The sequence below is a fragment of the Pseudomonas sp. ASL8 genome, from assembly GCF_056680355.1.
In genome coordinates this window covers 5,140,465-5,154,912 of the sequence record NZ_CM155278.1, presented here as the reverse complement: position 1 = coordinate 5,154,912, position 14,448 = coordinate 5,140,465, and the positions used below count along the sequence as shown (strand labels likewise).

Genomic DNA, 14,448 nt, shown 5'->3' with positions numbered 1-14,448 from the left:
TACTTTGAAGAAATGAGACCAGCAGGGGCATCCGGGCTGGTACCCGGACTATCTGCGTGAACCTTGGTGGCTTGTCTGAGTCGTTTCACATGGACTTTGTCAGGTTTACTGCGGTGTCTTCGCCGGTGGTGTCCCCTTACCGAGGGTGACCAAGCATGCAAGAAAGCGTGATGCAGCGCATGTGGAACAGTGCCCACCTTTCCGGTGGTAACGCTGCCTATGTGGAAGAGCTCTACGAGCTCTACCTGCACGACCCTAACGCTGTGCCAGAAGAATGGCGCACCTACTTTCAGAAGTTGCCAGCTGACGGCAGCACTGCCACCGATGTTTCGCACTCGACAATCCGCGATCATTTTGTGTTGCTGGCCAAAAACCAGCGCCGCGCCCAACCGGTTTCCGCCGGTAGCGTGAGCAGCGAACACGAGAAGAAGCAGGTTGAAGTTCTGCGACTGATCCAGGCTTATCGGATGCGGGGCCATCAGGGCGCCCAACTCGATCCGCTGGGATTGTGGCAACGTCCTGCGCCAGCCGACTTGTCGATCAATCATTACGGTCTGACGAACGCTGATCTTGATACAACTTTCCGCGCCGGCGATTTGTTCATCGGCAAAGAGGAAACTAGCCTACGCGAAATTCTCGAAGCGTTGCAGCAGACATATTGCCGCACCATTGGCTCTGAATTTACCCATATTGTCGATTCCGAGCAGCGTAACTGGTTTATGCAGCGCCTCGAAAGCGTGCGCGGGCGTCCAGCGTTCTCCGCTGACATCCAAAGCCACTTGCTCGAGCGCGTGACTGCCGCTGAAGGCCTGGAAAAATACCTGGGTACCAAATACCCCGGCACCAAGCGTTTCGGTCTGGAAGGCGGCGAAAGCCTGATTCCGATGCTGGATGAGTTGATCCAGCGTTCGGGCTCTTACGGCACCAAAGAAATCGTGATCGGCATGGCCCACCGGGGACGTCTGAACGTCCTGGTCAACACCTTCGGCAAGAACCCGCGCGATCTGTTCGACGAGTTCGAAGGCAAGAAAAAGGTCGAGCTCGGTTCCGGTGACGTTAAATATCACCAGGGTTTCTCGTCCAACGTGATGACAGCCGGTGGCGAAGTCCACTTGGCGATGGCATTCAACCCGTCTCACCTGGAGATCGTTTCTCCTGTGGTGGAAGGGTCGGTGCGTGCACGCCAGGATCGTCGTAACGATCCGACCGGTGACAAGGTTCTGCCAATTTCCATCCACGGTGACGCTGCGTTCGCAGGTCAGGGCGTGGTCCTGGAAACCTTCCAGATGTCGCAGACTCGCGGCTTCAAGACGGGCGGCACGATCCATATCGTCATCAACAACCAGGTTGGCTTCACCATCAGCAACCCGGAAGACGCGCGCTCCACCGAGTACGCGACCGACGTTGCCAAGATGATTCAGGCGCCGATTCTCCATGTGAATGGTGATGACCCTGAAGCCGTCGTGTTCGTGACCCAGTTGGCCATCGACTACCGCATGCAGTTCAAGCGTGACGTGGTGATCGATCTGGTCTGCTACCGTCGTCGTGGCCACAACGAAGCTGACGAACCAAGCGGTACCCAGCCGTTGATGTACCAGCAGATTGCCAAACAGCGCACCACTCGCGAGCTGTATGCCGAGCGCCTGACCCTGGCTGGTATTCTCGACGACGCGCGCGTGCAGGCAAAAATCGACGACTATCGCAATGCGCTGGACAACGGTCTGCATGTAGTAAAAAGCCTGGTCAAAGAGCCGAACAAAGAACTGTTCGTCGATTGGCGTCCGTATCTGGGCCATGCCTGGACTGCTCGTCACGACACCCGTTTCGACTTGAAGACCTTGCAAGAACTGTCCGCCAAACTGATGGAGCTGCCAGAAGGCTTCGTGGTTCAGCGTCAGGTGTCGAAGATCTACGAAGATCGTCAGAAAATGCAAGTTGGCGGCCTGCCGATCAACTGGGGTTACGCCGAAACCATGGCGTACGCGACTCTGGCATTCGAAGGTCATCCGATTCGCATGACCGGCCAGGACATCGGCCGTGGTACGTTCTCGCACCGCCATGCTGCGCTGCATAACCAGAAAGATGGCGCTACCTACATTCCTCTGCAGAATCTGTACAAAGGTCAGCCGCGTTTTGACCTGTACGACTCCCTGCTGTCGGAAGAAGCGGTATTGGCGTTCGAGTACGGTTATTCGACCACCGAGCCTAATGCACTGGTTATCTGGGAAGCCCAGTTCGGCGACTTCGCCAACGGTGCCCAAGTGGTTATTGACCAGTTCATCACCAGTGGCGAGCACAAGTGGGGCCGTCTGTGCGGTCTGACCATGTTGCTGCCGCACGGTTATGAAGGTCAGGGACCAGAGCACTCGTCTGCGCGTCTGGAGCGTTACCTGCAATTGTGCGCTGAGCACAATATTCAGGTGTGCGTACCAACGACCCCTGCTCAGATCTACCACTTGTTGCGTCGTCAGGTCATTCGTCCGCTGCGCAAACCGCTGATTGTGCTGACGCCGAAGTCCTTGCTGCGTCACAAACTGGCGATTTCGACCCTGGAAGATCTGGCTGAAGGTTCGTTCCAGACCGTTATTCCAGAAGTCGACGCGCAGGATCCGGAAAAAGTGGGTCGCCTCGTGCTGTGTAGCGGCAAGGTCTACTACGACCTCCTGGAAAAACGCCGTGCCGAAGGTCGTGATGACATCGCCATCGTGCGTCTTGAGCAACTGTACCCGTTCCCGGAAGACGACTTGATCGAAGTCCTGGGCCCGTACAAAAACCTCAAGCACATCGTTTGGTGTCAGGAAGAGCCAATGAACCAGGGTGCCTGGTACTGCAGCCAGCATCACATGCGTCGGATCATCAGCGGTCACAACAAGGCATTGTTCCTTGAGTACGCTGGTCGTGACGCGTCTGCAGCGCCTGCGTGTGGCTATGCATCGATGCACGCTGAGCAGCAGGAAAAACTGCTGCAAGATGCCTTCACTGTTTAACGCCTTCGCGCATTAGAAACCGAATTTAAGGAATTACAGATAATGGCTATCGAGATCAAAGCCCCCTCTTTCCCGGAATCAGTTGCCGATGGCACCATTTCCAAATGGCATAAACAGCCGGGCGAAGCGGTAAAGCGTGACGAGCTGCTGGTTGACATCGAGACTGACAAAGTTGTTCTCGAAGTGTTGGCTGAAGCTGACGGCGTGTTGGCATCGATCGTGAAGGGCGAGGGCGAAACTGTCCTGTCCAATGAACTGATCGCGACCCTGGATGCAGGCGCTACTGCCTCTGCCGCTCCAGTGGCTGCTGCTCCTGCTGCATCGGCCCAAGTGGCTGCTGCTCCAGCTGCTGCTGGCGACGAAGATGCAATCGGTGCTCCAGCTGCGCGCAAGCTGGCTGAAGAAAACGGCATCAACCTGAATAACGTCAAAGGCACCGGTAAAGACGGTCGTGTGACCAAGGAAGACGTGGTTGCTGCGATTGAAGCGAAGAAATCCGCTCCAGCCGCTGCGCCCGCGCCTGCCAAAGTCGCTGCCGCTGCTGCTCCAGTGTTCGCTGCCGGTGATCGCGTCGAGAAGCGCGTTCCAATGACTCGCCTGCGTGCCAAGGTTGCAGAGCGTCTGGTTGATGCTCAGTCGAACATGGCGATGCTGACCACGTTCAACGAAGTCAACATGAAGCCGGTCATGGACCTGCGTTCGAAGTACAAGGACCTATTCGAGAAGTCGCACAACGGCGTACGTCTGGGCTTCATGTCGTTCTTCGTGAAAGCGGCCACCGAAGCGCTGAAACGCTACCCTGCGGTCAATGCCTCGATCGACGGTACTGACATCGTTTACCACGGTTACTCCGACGTCGGTGTTGCCGTGTCCAGCGACCGTGGTCTGGTTGTGCCGGTTCTGCGTAACGCCGAACTGATGAGCCTGGCAGAAATCGAAGGCGGCATTGCCAACTTCGGTAAAAAAGCCAAAGACGGCAAGCTGACCATGGACGACATGACTGGCGGTACCTTCACCATCTCCAACGGTGGTACCTTCGGTTCGTTGCTGTCGACCCCGATCGTCAACCCGCCACAAGCCGCCATCCTGGGCATGCACAAAATCCAGGAGCGTCCAATGGCGGTCAAGGGTGAGGTCGTGATCCTGCCGATGATGTATCTGGCACTTTCGTATGACCACCGTTTGATCGACGGTAAAGAAGCAGTGACCTTCCTGGTTACCATCAAGGACTTGCTGGAAGACCCAGCCCGTCTGCTGCTGGATATCTGATTTTGTCTGTCGGGCAGGGTCGTGGTTGATCACGATGTCCTGCCTGATTGTTGAATGAACCAGCTTCGTCCCACGACGGTCCTCACAAGGGGCCGTCCGGTTTGATTTGAAAAAAGGAATGACTCATGACCCAGAAATTCGATTTGGTAGTGATTGGTGCGGGCCCTGGCGGTTATGTTGCCGCTATCAAGGCAGCGCAACTTGGCCTCAAGACTGCCTGCATCGAGAAATATCAGGACAAGGAGGGCAAACTTGCCCTTGGCGGTACTTGCCTGAACGTCGGTTGCATTCCATCCAAGGCGCTGCTGGACAGCTCCTGGAAATTCTACGAAGCTAAAAACGGCTTCAAAGTCCACGGCATCTCGACGTCCGACGTGACCATGGATGTGCCAGCCATGGTTGGCCGTAAATCGACCATCGTCAAAGGCCTGACTGGCGGCGTAGCCAGCCTGTTCAAAGCCAATGGTGTGATTTCCCTGCAAGGCCACGGCAAGTTGCTTGCCGGCAAGAAAGTCGAACTGACCCACCCTGATGGCACGGTCGAAGTGATCGAAGCCGAGAACGTGATCCTTGCTTCTGGCTCGCGTCCGATCGACATTCCTCCTGCTCCGGTCGATAACAACGTTATCGTTGATTCCACTGGTGCCCTTGAGTTCCAGCAAGTTCCGAAACGCCTGGGCGTGATCGGCGCTGGCGTGATCGGCCTTGAACTGGGTTCGGTCTGGGCTCGTCTGGGTGCACAGGTCACTGTCCTCGAAGCTCTGGAAAAATTCATTCCAGCGGCTGATGAGCAGGTTTCCAAAGAAGCCTTGAAGACCTTCACCAAGCAAGGTCTGGACATCAAGCTCGGCGCGCGCGTGACCGGCTCCAAGGTCAGCGGCGAAGAAGTCGTGGTGACCTACACTGACGCCACTGGCGAACAGACCATTACTTTCGACAAGCTGATTGTTGCTGTTGGCCGTCGCCCGGTGACCACAGAGCTGTTGGCTTCCGACAGCGGCGTAACCATCGACGAACGCGGCTTTATCTTCGTTGATGATCAGTGCGCTACCAGCGTTCCAGGTGTTTACGCCATTGGTGACGTGGTTCGTGGTCTGATGCTGGCGCACAAGGCCTCGGAAGAGGGCATCATGGTCGTTGAACGCATCAAGGGTCACAAAGCCCAGATCAACTACGACCTGATTCCTTCGGTTATCTACACCCATCCGGAAATCGCATGGGTCGGTAAAACCGAGCAAACCTTGAAGGCTGAAGGCGTTGAAGTTAATGTGGGCACCTTCCCGTTTGCTGCCAGTGGCCGTGCCATGGCTGCAAACGATACCGGCGGCTTTGTAAAAGTCATCGCCGACGCCAAGTCTGACCGCGTATTGGGCGTCCACGTGATTGGTCCAGGCGCTGCAGAGTTGGTACAGCAGGGCGCAATCGCTATGGAATTCGGCAGCAGTGCTGAAGATATCGGGATGATGGTCTTCTCTCACCCGACGTTGTCCGAAGCGTTGCACGAAGCAGCACTGGCAGTGAATGGCGGCGCCATCCACATCCAGAATAAAAAGAAACGCTAAGACAATAAGAAACCACGACGGACTGCCCGTCGTGAGCCTTGCTAGCAAGTCTCACCGCGGAACGTCCGCCGGACTCGAACTTATGGGCGCCTTCAGGAACGTACAGAGCATTGTTTCGGCACATTCCTGAGGTCATCCGAGGTAGCGGTCACAGGTGGTGCGGCACTTCTCGAAGTGCAGCACCGAATGCGCAGCACTAACGAAGACGGTAATAAGCATGAATCTTCACGAATATCAGGGTAAGCAGCTCTTCGCTGAATACGGCCTGCCAGTATCCAAAGGCTACGCAGTCGACACCCCGGAAGCAGCAGCAGAAGCTTGCGATAAAATTGGCGGAACCGAATGGGTCGTCAAAGCCCAGGTTCACGCGGGTGGTCGCGGTAAAGCGGGCGGCGTAAAGCTGGTTCGTAGCAAAGAAGAAGCCAAGGCTTTCGCTCAACAGTGGTTGGGCAAGCGTCTGGTGACTTACCAGACTGATGCCACTGGTCAGCCAGTGACCAAGATCCTGGTTGAAACCTGCACCGACATCGCCAAAGAGCTGTACCTGGGCGCTGTAGTGGATCGTTCGAGCCGTCGTATCGTGTTCATGGCTTCCACCGAAGGTGGCGTGGACATTGAGAAAATCGCTAACGATACCCCTGAGAAGATTCTTAAGGCCACTATCGATCCGCTGGTAGGCGCTCAGCCTTTCCAGGGTCGTGACCTGGCTTTCCAACTGGGCCTTAAAGGCGACCAGATCAAGCAGTTCACCAACATCTTCGTTGGCTTGGCCAAGCTGTTCCAGGACTACGACCTGGCGCTGCTGGAAGTGAACCCGCTCGTTATCAAGGCTGACGGCAACCTGCATTGCCTCGATGCCAAGATCAACATCGATCCTAACGCTGTTTACCGCCAGCCAAAGCTGAAAGCTTTCCACGATCCATCGCAAGATGATCCGCGCGAAGCTCACGCTGCCAAGTTCGAACTGAACTACGTGGCGCTGGAAGGTAACATCGGTTGCATGGTCAACGGTGCTGGCCTGGCCATGGGCACCATGGACATCGTCAATCTGCATGGCGGCAAACCAGCCAACTTCCTCGACGTTGGCGGCGGCGCTACCAAAGAACGCGTAACTGAAGCGTTCAAGATCATTCTGTCCGACAGCAATGTCGCGGCAGTACTGGTCAACATCTTCGGCGGCATCGTTCGTTGCGACATGATTGCCGAAGGCATCATCGGCGCAGTGAAAGAAGTTGGCGTAAAAATCCCGGTTGTTGTTCGCCTTGAAGGTAACAACGCTGAACTGGGCGCTAAAGTACTGGCAGAAAGCGGTTTGAACATCATCGCGGCTACCAGCCTGACCGACGCTGCTCAACAAGTTGTCAAAGCTGCGGAGGGCAAGTAATGAGCGTCCTGATCAATAAAGATACCAAAGTCATCTGCCAGGGTTTCACGGGCGCACAAGGTACTTTCCACTCCGAGCAAGCCATTGCCTACGGCACCAAAATGGTTGGCGGCGTGACGCCGGGCAAAGGCGGTACCGTTCATCTGGACCTGCCAGTGTTCAACACTGTGCGTGAAGCCGTAGAAGCCACTGGCGCTACCGCCAGCGTGATCTACGTTCCAGCACCGTTCTGCAAGGACTCCATCCTTGAAGCAGCCCTCAGCGGTATCAAGCTGATCGTCTGCATCACTGAAGGCATCCCGACCCTCGACATGCTTGATGCCAAGGTCAAGTGCGACGAGCTGGGCGTGGTCCTGATCGGGCCTAACTGCCCAGGCGTGATCACGCCAGGCGAATGCAAAATCGGCATCATGCCAGGTCACATTCACTTGCCAGGTAAAGTTGGTATCGTGTCGCGTTCCGGCACCCTGACTTACGAAGCTGTGAAGCAGACCACTGATGCCGGTTTCGGTCAGTCCACTTGCGTGGGCATCGGCGGTGACCCGATTCCGGGCGCAAGCTTCATCGACATCCTGAAGCTGTTCCAGGAAGACCCGAAGACTGAAGCGATCGTCATGATCGGTGAAATCGGCGGTTCGGCTGAAGAAGAAGCGGCTGCCTACATCAAGGCACACGTGACCAAGCCAGTTGTTTCCTACATCGCTGGTGTGACTGCCCCTGCGGGCAAGCGCATGGGTCATGCTGGCGCAATCATCTCTGGCGGCAAAGGCACTGCAGACGAGAAATTCGCTGCGCTGCAAGACGCGGGTGTAAAAACCGTGCGTTCGCTGGCAGACATCGGTAAGGCCCTGGCCGAGCTGACCGGTTGGGCTGTCAAGTAAGCTTCTGCTGACCTGACAACGCAATTAACAAAGGCCACCTTCGGGTGGCCTTTGTGCTTTCCGGGGTTTAGTGGTCGGGAGGCAATCACAGCCCTCACTGTCACAAATACGACACCGGAAGTCGTTAATGAGACAGTCCGCCCTACAACAGTGCGTTTTATGCCCTGATTCGTTAGGCTACTTGCCATTTTGCGTACCCGGGTCCCATAAGGAGCCGTTTCGCTTTACGTGCCTGTCTTATAAGGACCGGCAGCATTTCCCTAACCCTGCGGGAAATCCCCTCTAAATTCCGATTCAGTAGTGTGGTATTTCCGTAATGAAAGTGTTGAAAGGCCAGGACATTCTGGCACTTGGTTTTATGACGTTTGCCCTGTTTGTCGGGGCTGGCAATATTATCTTCCCTCCCATCGTGGGTTTACAGGCCGGGCCGCATGTCTGGATGGCGGCGCTGGGTTTCCTGGTCACTGCAGTGGGCCTTCCGGTAGTCACGGTCATTGCCCTGGCCAAAGTCGGCGGTGCGATGGATGCGCTGAGCAGCCCTATTGGTAAAGTCGCTGGCGGTATTCTCGCGGCGGTCTGCTACCTCGCGGTGGGGCCGCTGTTCGCGACCCCACGCACGGCCACCGTGTCGTTCGAAGTGGGGCTGGCTCCACTGACAGGTGACAGCCCGCTGGCGCTGTTTCTGTATAGCCTGGTGTACTTCCTCGTTGTGTTCTGGGTGTCGCTGTATCCAGGCCGCTTGCTCGACACCGTGGGTCGCTTCCTTGCCCCGCTAAAAATCTTCGCGCTGGCTGTACTGGGCATTGCTGCATTCGCCTTGCCTGCTGGCGATATTGGTGTTGCCGAGCCGGCGTATGTGGCTGCGCCGTTTTCCCAAGGCTTTATCAATGGGTACCTGACCATGGATACCCTGGGGGCGCTGGTGTTCGGCATTGTCATCGTCAACGCTATTCGCTCGCGGGGCGTCGATTCGCCACAGCTGATCACCCGATACGCAATCATTGCCGGGCTGATCGCCGGCCTGGGTCTGGCGCTGGTCTATATCTGCCTGTTTCGCTTGGGGTCAGGCAGCCATGCAATCGCGGCGGGGGCGGGCAACGGTGCCGTCGTGCTGCACGCCTACGTGCAACACACCTTCGGTTCGTTGGGCAGTGGTTTTCTTGCGGTGCTGATCTCGTTGGCCTGTCTAGTGACGGCTGTCGGTCTGACCTGCGCCTGTGCCGAATATTTCAGCAATATCTTGCCGCTGTCTTACAAAACGCTGGTGATCTTGCTGGCCGGTTTTTCGTTGCTGGTGTCCAACCTGGGGCTGACCAAGCTGATTTTATTCTCCATCCCGGTGCTGACAGCGATCTACCCGCCGTGCATCGTCCTGGTGGCGTTGAGCTTCTGCAAGGACTTCTGGCACTCACAAAGTCGCATCGTCGCGCCAGTGATGTTGGTGTCGCTATTGTTCGGCATCATCGACGCCTGCAAGGGTGCGGGCCTGGCTGATTGGTTGCCGACTCGGCTGGCGCATTTGCCTTTGAGTGAGCAAGGCCTGGCGTGGCTGGTGCCCGCGGTGATCACGCTGGTTGGCGCATTCATCTGCGACCGGCTGCTGGGTAAACGCCGCGAAGCGCTGGCCTGAAGTGACTGCCAACAGGTCGCGATGCTAAATCGCGACCTGTTGGCAGCATGCTGCAACAATCAAAAAACCTGCATTTGCTGATGCGGGTTTTTTTTGCACAAACGATCAGTGCCTTTTTCCATGGGGTATCGTCGAAGCAGAGGGAATGCTCTTTACTGTTCTCAATCCTGCCCACGTGCTTCGGAATAATGCATGCCGTTCATTCAAGCCAATCTGATTCATCTCATGGCAGCACTCTGGTTCATCATCTGCTGGGGAGGTTACACCCGCTATGCCAGCCTGAAGGCCGCCGACACTGCTTGCCTGGCCAGTGTGTTGCACCTTTATCGGGAGGACTGGATGCGCCGAATGCTGCTGCGCGACAACCGTATCGCCGATGCCAGCGTGATCGGTAATCTGGAGCGCAACGCCTCTTTTTTTGCGTCGAGCACCTTGATCATCCTTGCCGGTATTCTCACCGTATTGGGCGCTTCCGAGCGGGCGGTGTCGCTGTTGGCGGACATTCCCATGGTCCAGCAGGTTTCGCAGGGCATGTCAGAAATCAAACTGTTGTGCCTGGCAACCGTCTTCGTCTACGCCTTTTTTACATTCAGTTGGTGCATGCGTCAGTACAACTTCGCGGCGGTGCTGATCGGCTCTGCGCCCATGGTCGGTGAGCGCCATGTCAGCGAGTTGGAGCGCAAATCGTTTGCCTTACGCGCTGCCCGGGTTATCTCCATGGCTGCCAACCAGTTCAACTTCGGGTTGCGTGCTTACTATTTCGGCATGACGATGCTCGCCTGGTTCGTCAGCCCCTGGTTATTCATGTTGATGAGCACAGGGGTGGTGCTGGTGTTGTACCGGCGGGAGTTTCATTCCGACGTGTTGCAAGTGATGGTCTACACCCAAACGGAGGCTCCGACTGCGGAGCCCATCAAGGAGACGACAGCGTTATGAGTATCCCTTTCTGGTGTTTGTTTATCAGTGCGGTGTTGATTTATGTAGCGCGGATACCGGTCGCCAAGGCGATGAAAGAGCAGGGCGGTTACAACAACCATTTGCCGCGTGCCCAGCAGGCGCAATTGACCGGTTATGGCGCCCGCGCGTTGGCGGCGCATCAGAACAGTTTCGAAGCGTTCGTGTTGTTTTCGGCGGGAGTGTTTGTCGCCCATACCACGCAGACGCAAGGCTTTTTAATCGACGGGATCGCTGTGACTTTCGTGATTGCGCGTTTGATTTTTCTGGGGGCGTATCTGGCGGATATTCCGACCGTGCGTAGCCTGGCCTGGTTTGTCGGGCTGTTATGTTCGTTGGTGTTAATGCTCAGCCCGTTGCTGCGCTGAAACTAATGAAGCCCGCTACGCGCGGGCTTCATGGTCTGAAAGCGCCTCAGCTTACTTGGTAGTGGTTGGCGCTGGGGCCTGACCGTTGGCTTCTTTTGCGCGCTCTTGAGCGGCTTCAGCATTCTTCTGGGCGGCTTCCTGACTTTCTTTGGCGGCGTCGTTGACTTTGTCTTGGGCCTTATTCATCGACTCTTGGGATTCTTGCGCCGCTTTGTTGGCATCTTGCTGTTTGTTCTCGCTGGCTTTATCGCACGCGGCGAGACCCAGAGTGGCAGAAAGCATCAGGGCACAGGCTAAAGATTTACGCATGGGGTGTTTCTCCTTATAAAGATATCTACGAGCCTTTCGAGCGCCGGCCCATAAATTTAGTTCCACTTTGCCTACAGATATATAAAGGTTGATGTTTCAGAGGCTTTACGCCGAGGCTATGCTGGCCTCCAATAAAAATAATCAGAGTCAGCGTTCAATGAGCGACAACCCCATTTTTGAGCGCGCGGTGCGCTTTATTTCGGTGCTCCGGCATTGCCAGGTTCTGGGCATGCGCGTGCACAGCGCGGATACCGACGGCATGACCCTGGTCCTCCCCTATAGCCCGCACATCGTTGGTAACCCGCAAACCGGCGTTATCCACGGCGGCGCGCTGACGTCGCTGATGGACACCGCCTGCGGGATTGCCACGCTTTGCGTGCTGCCGGAGTTCGAAGTGTGCCCGACCCTCGATCTGCGCATCGACTATATGCATCCCGCTGAACCACACAAAGACGTCTTTGGTTTTGCCCAGTGTTATCGGGTGACCACCGACGTTATGTTTATCCGGGGTTTTGCTTATCAAGCCGACCCGCAACAGCCGATTGCCCATGTGGTCGGGACGTTCATGCGCATGGGCAAGGGTGCTGCTACAGGCAGTAAAGGGTTGAGCGGCTCGATCAATGGCGGTGCGTTATGACGATTGATTTCAAGGACCAGGTTCGCCAGGCCCGTGAGCAGGACAGCTATGAAACGTTGTTCGAGTTGATTCCCTACGCGAGGCTGATTGGTATTGAGTGTTCGCGTCAGGATGATGAGTTGCTGTTTCGCCTGCCCGCCAACAAGGACAATATTGGTAACCCCCTGTTACCGGCCATTCACGGTGGCGTGATCGCAGGCTTCATGGAGCTGGCGGCAGCCATGCATTTGCTGGTTACCACCGGATCGGGCTCGGTTCCCAAGATCATCGACTTCTCGGTCGACTACCTGCGAGCCGGTTATTTTCGTGACACCTATGCACAGTGTCAGGTCTGGCGGCAGGGGCGACGGGTGGCCAATGTCGCTGTTACCGCCTGGCAGAGCACCTCGGCGGAGCCCATTGCCACGGCGCGGGCGCATTTTAAAATCGAAGAATCGTAGATCGGCACGTATAAGCCCTTGAAAAATCGGACCCAGCCCCCACTTTGATGACATCCCGCCGCTGTGTATGCGGCTTGTGCCATCTGATTGGAGTTTGATAACCATGAGTGTGGAAACTCAAAAGGAAACCCTGGGCTTCCAGACCGAGGTAAAGCAACTGCTGCACCTCATGATCCATTCGCTGTATTCCAACAAGGAAATTTTCCTTCGCGAATTGATCTCGAACGCCTCTGACGCTGTCGACAAATTACGTTTCGAAGCGTTGTCCAAACCGGACTTGCTCGAAGGTGGCGCTGAGCTGAAAATCCGTGTGAGTTTCGACAAGGACGCGAAAACCGTCACGCTCGAAGACAACGGTATCGGCATGAGCCGTGAAGATGCGATTACCCACTTGGGCACTATCGCCAAGTCGGGCACTGCTGACTTCATGAAGAACCTATCCGGCGATCAGAAGAAAGATTCGCACCTGATCGGCCAATTCGGTGTGGGCTTCTATTCAGCATTCATCGTTGCCGATAAGGTTGAAGTGTTCAGCCGCCGTGCCGGCGTACCTGCCAGCGAAGGCGTGCACTGGGCGTCCAAGGGTGAAGGCGAGTTCGAAATCGCGACCCTTGAGAAAGCTGATCGTGGTACCCGTATTGTTCTGCACCTGAAAAGCGCTGAAGGTGAGTTCGCCGACGGTTATCGTCTGCGCAATATCATCAAGAAGTACTCCGATCACATCGCTTTGCCGATCCAGTTGCCGAAAGAACAGGCCGCTGTCGAAGGTGAAGCTGCGCCTGAGCAGGAATGGGAAACCGTCAACCGCGCCAGCGCACTCTGGACCCGTCCGCGCACCGAGGTGACGGACGAGGAATACCAGGAGTTCTACAAACACGTCGCTCACGATTTCGAAAACCCACTGAGCTGGAGCCACAACAAGGTCGAAGGCAAGCTGGAATACAGCTCGTTGCTGTACGTTCCGGGCCGTGCGCCTTTCGACCTGTATCAGCGTGAAGCGCCGCGTGGGCTGAAGCTGTATGTCCAGCGCGTATTCGTCATGGACCAGGCTGAGTCGTTCCTGCCGTTGTACATGCGGTTCATCAAGGGCGTGGTCGATTCCAATGACCTGTCTTTGAACGTATCCCGTGAAATCCTGCAGAAAGACCCGATCATCGATTCGATGAAATCGGCGCTGACCAAGCGCGTGCTGGACATGCTGGAAAAACTGGCGAAGAACGAGCCTGAGCAATACAAAGGCTTCTGGAAAAACTTCGGTCAGGTCATGAAAGAAGGCCCGGCAGAAGATTTCGCCAACAAAGAAAAAATTGCCGGCTTGCTGCGCTTTGCGTCGACCCACGAAGACGGCGGTGAGCAAGTTGTGGCGCTTGCTGAATATCTGGCGCGCGCCAAGGAAGGTCAGGACAAGATCTATTACCTGACTGGCGAAACCTACGCTCAGGTCAAGAACAGCCCGCACCTGGAAGTCTTCCGCAAGAAAGGCATCGAAGTGCTGCTGTTGACCGACCGTATCGATGAGTGGCTGATGAGCTACCTCAGCGACTTCGACGGCAAAGGTTTTGTCGACGTGGCCCGTGGTGACCTGGATCTGGGCAAGCTTGATTCCGAAGAGGACAAGAAAGCCCAGGAAGAAGTCGCCAAGGATAAAGAAGGCTTGATCGAACGGCTGAAAGTCGCTCTGGGCGACGCTGTCAGTGAAGTGCGGGTTTCCCACCGTCTGACCGACTCTCCTGCGATTCTGGCAATTGGCGAGCAGGACCTCGGTCTGCAGATGCGTCAGATTCTCGAGGCCAGTGGCCAGAAGGTTCCGGACTCCAAGCCAATCTTCGAATTCAACCCGGCCCACCCATTGATTGCCAAGCTTGATACTGAGCAGAGTGAAGAGCGATTCGGCGACCTGTCGCACATTCTCTTCGATCAGGCGGCCCTGGCCGCTGGTGATAGCTTGAAAGACCCAGCCGCTTATGTGCGCCGTCTGAACAAGCTCTTGGTAGAGTTGTCGGTTTAAACACCCGGTATGAAAATCC

The 14,448-nt window shown here is 56.1% G+C and carries 12 protein-coding genes; 11 read left to right on the top strand and 1 reads right to left on the bottom strand.

Going from position 1 to position 14,448, the window contains the following annotated elements:
- The first annotated feature begins 155 nt into the window (after nt 1-155).
- The 8 genes from AC1MEA_RS23580 to AC1MEA_RS23545 all read left to right on the top strand — a co-directional run bounded on the left by AC1MEA_RS23580 (nt 156) and on the right by AC1MEA_RS23545 (nt 11,035).
- On the top strand, nt 156-2,987 hold the full coding sequence (locus tag AC1MEA_RS23580; protein ID WP_219060806.1) for a 2-oxoglutarate dehydrogenase E1 component: 2,832 nt from the start codon (nt 156-158) through the stop codon (nt 2,985-2,987).
- A 42-nt stretch (nt 2,988-3,029) separates the two neighbouring features.
- Complete coding sequence (gene odhB, locus AC1MEA_RS23575; protein WP_219060807.1) at nt 3,030-4,256, top strand: 2-oxoglutarate dehydrogenase complex dihydrolipoyllysine-residue succinyltransferase; 1,227 nt, start codon at nt 3,030-3,032, stop codon at nt 4,254-4,256.
- Between the two features lie 125 nt (nt 4,257-4,381).
- Nucleotides 4,382-5,818 carry a dihydrolipoyl dehydrogenase gene (lpdA, locus tag AC1MEA_RS23570; RefSeq protein ID WP_219060808.1) on the top strand — a complete coding sequence of 479 codons (1,437 nt, stop codon included), beginning with the start codon at nt 4,382-4,384 and terminating at the stop codon, nt 5,816-5,818.
- Between the two features lie 217 nt (nt 5,819-6,035).
- The gene (gene sucC / locus AC1MEA_RS23565; RefSeq protein ID WP_219060809.1) at nt 6,036-7,202 is read left to right on the top strand and encodes an ADP-forming succinate--CoA ligase subunit beta; all 1,167 of its coding nucleotides are present in this window, start codon (nt 6,036-6,038) and stop codon (nt 7,200-7,202) included.
- Nucleotides 7,202-8,083, top strand: coding sequence for a succinate--CoA ligase subunit alpha (sucD, locus tag AC1MEA_RS23560; RefSeq protein ID WP_480417551.1), 882 nt, complete (start codon nt 7,202-7,204; stop codon nt 8,081-8,083). The genes sucC and sucD overlap by 1 nt, the downstream gene beginning before the upstream one ends.
- 316 nt (nt 8,084-8,399) lie before the next feature.
- On the top strand, nt 8,400-9,713 hold the full coding sequence (gene brnQ, locus AC1MEA_RS23555) for a branched-chain amino acid transport system II carrier protein (RefSeq protein ID WP_219060811.1): 1,314 nt from the start codon (nt 8,400-8,402) through the stop codon (nt 9,711-9,713).
- A 192-nt stretch (nt 9,714-9,905) separates the two neighbouring features.
- Nucleotides 9,906-10,649 (top strand): DUF599 domain-containing protein, encoded by a 744-nt coding sequence (locus AC1MEA_RS23550; protein ID WP_219060812.1) that lies wholly within the window; start codon nt 9,906-9,908, stop codon nt 10,647-10,649.
- On the top strand, nt 10,646-11,035 hold the full coding sequence (locus tag AC1MEA_RS23545; protein ID WP_219060813.1) for an MAPEG family protein: 390 nt from the start codon (nt 10,646-10,648) through the stop codon (nt 11,033-11,035). Before AC1MEA_RS23550 ends, AC1MEA_RS23545 begins: the two co-directional genes overlap by 4 nt.
- A gap of 51 nt (nt 11,036-11,086) precedes the next feature.
- Here the strand turns inward: AC1MEA_RS23545 and AC1MEA_RS23540 are convergent, their stop codons facing one another.
- The gene (locus AC1MEA_RS23540) at nt 11,087-11,344 is read right to left on the bottom strand and encodes a hypothetical protein (protein WP_219060814.1); all 258 of its coding nucleotides are present in this window, start codon (nt 11,342-11,344) and stop codon (nt 11,087-11,089) included.
- A 157-nt stretch (nt 11,345-11,501) separates the two neighbouring features.
- Between AC1MEA_RS23540 and AC1MEA_RS23535 the strand changes: the two genes are divergently transcribed.
- From AC1MEA_RS23535 to htpG, 3 genes are all read left to right on the top strand, one after another.
- Nucleotides 11,502-11,981, top strand: a complete 480-nt coding sequence (locus tag AC1MEA_RS23535; protein WP_480417550.1) for a PaaI family thioesterase — start codon at nt 11,502-11,504, stop codon at nt 11,979-11,981.
- Entirely contained in the window at nt 11,978-12,421 is a 444-nt protein-coding gene (locus AC1MEA_RS23530) for a PaaI family thioesterase (RefSeq protein WP_219060816.1), read from the top strand. The genes AC1MEA_RS23535 and AC1MEA_RS23530 overlap by 4 nt, the downstream gene beginning before the upstream one ends.
- Nucleotides 12,422-12,524: 103 nt before the next feature.
- The gene (htpG, locus tag AC1MEA_RS23525) at nt 12,525-14,429 is read left to right on the top strand and encodes a molecular chaperone HtpG (RefSeq protein WP_219060817.1); all 1,905 of its coding nucleotides are present in this window, start codon (nt 12,525-12,527) and stop codon (nt 14,427-14,429) included.
- Nucleotides 14,430-14,448: the final 19 nt, after the last annotated feature.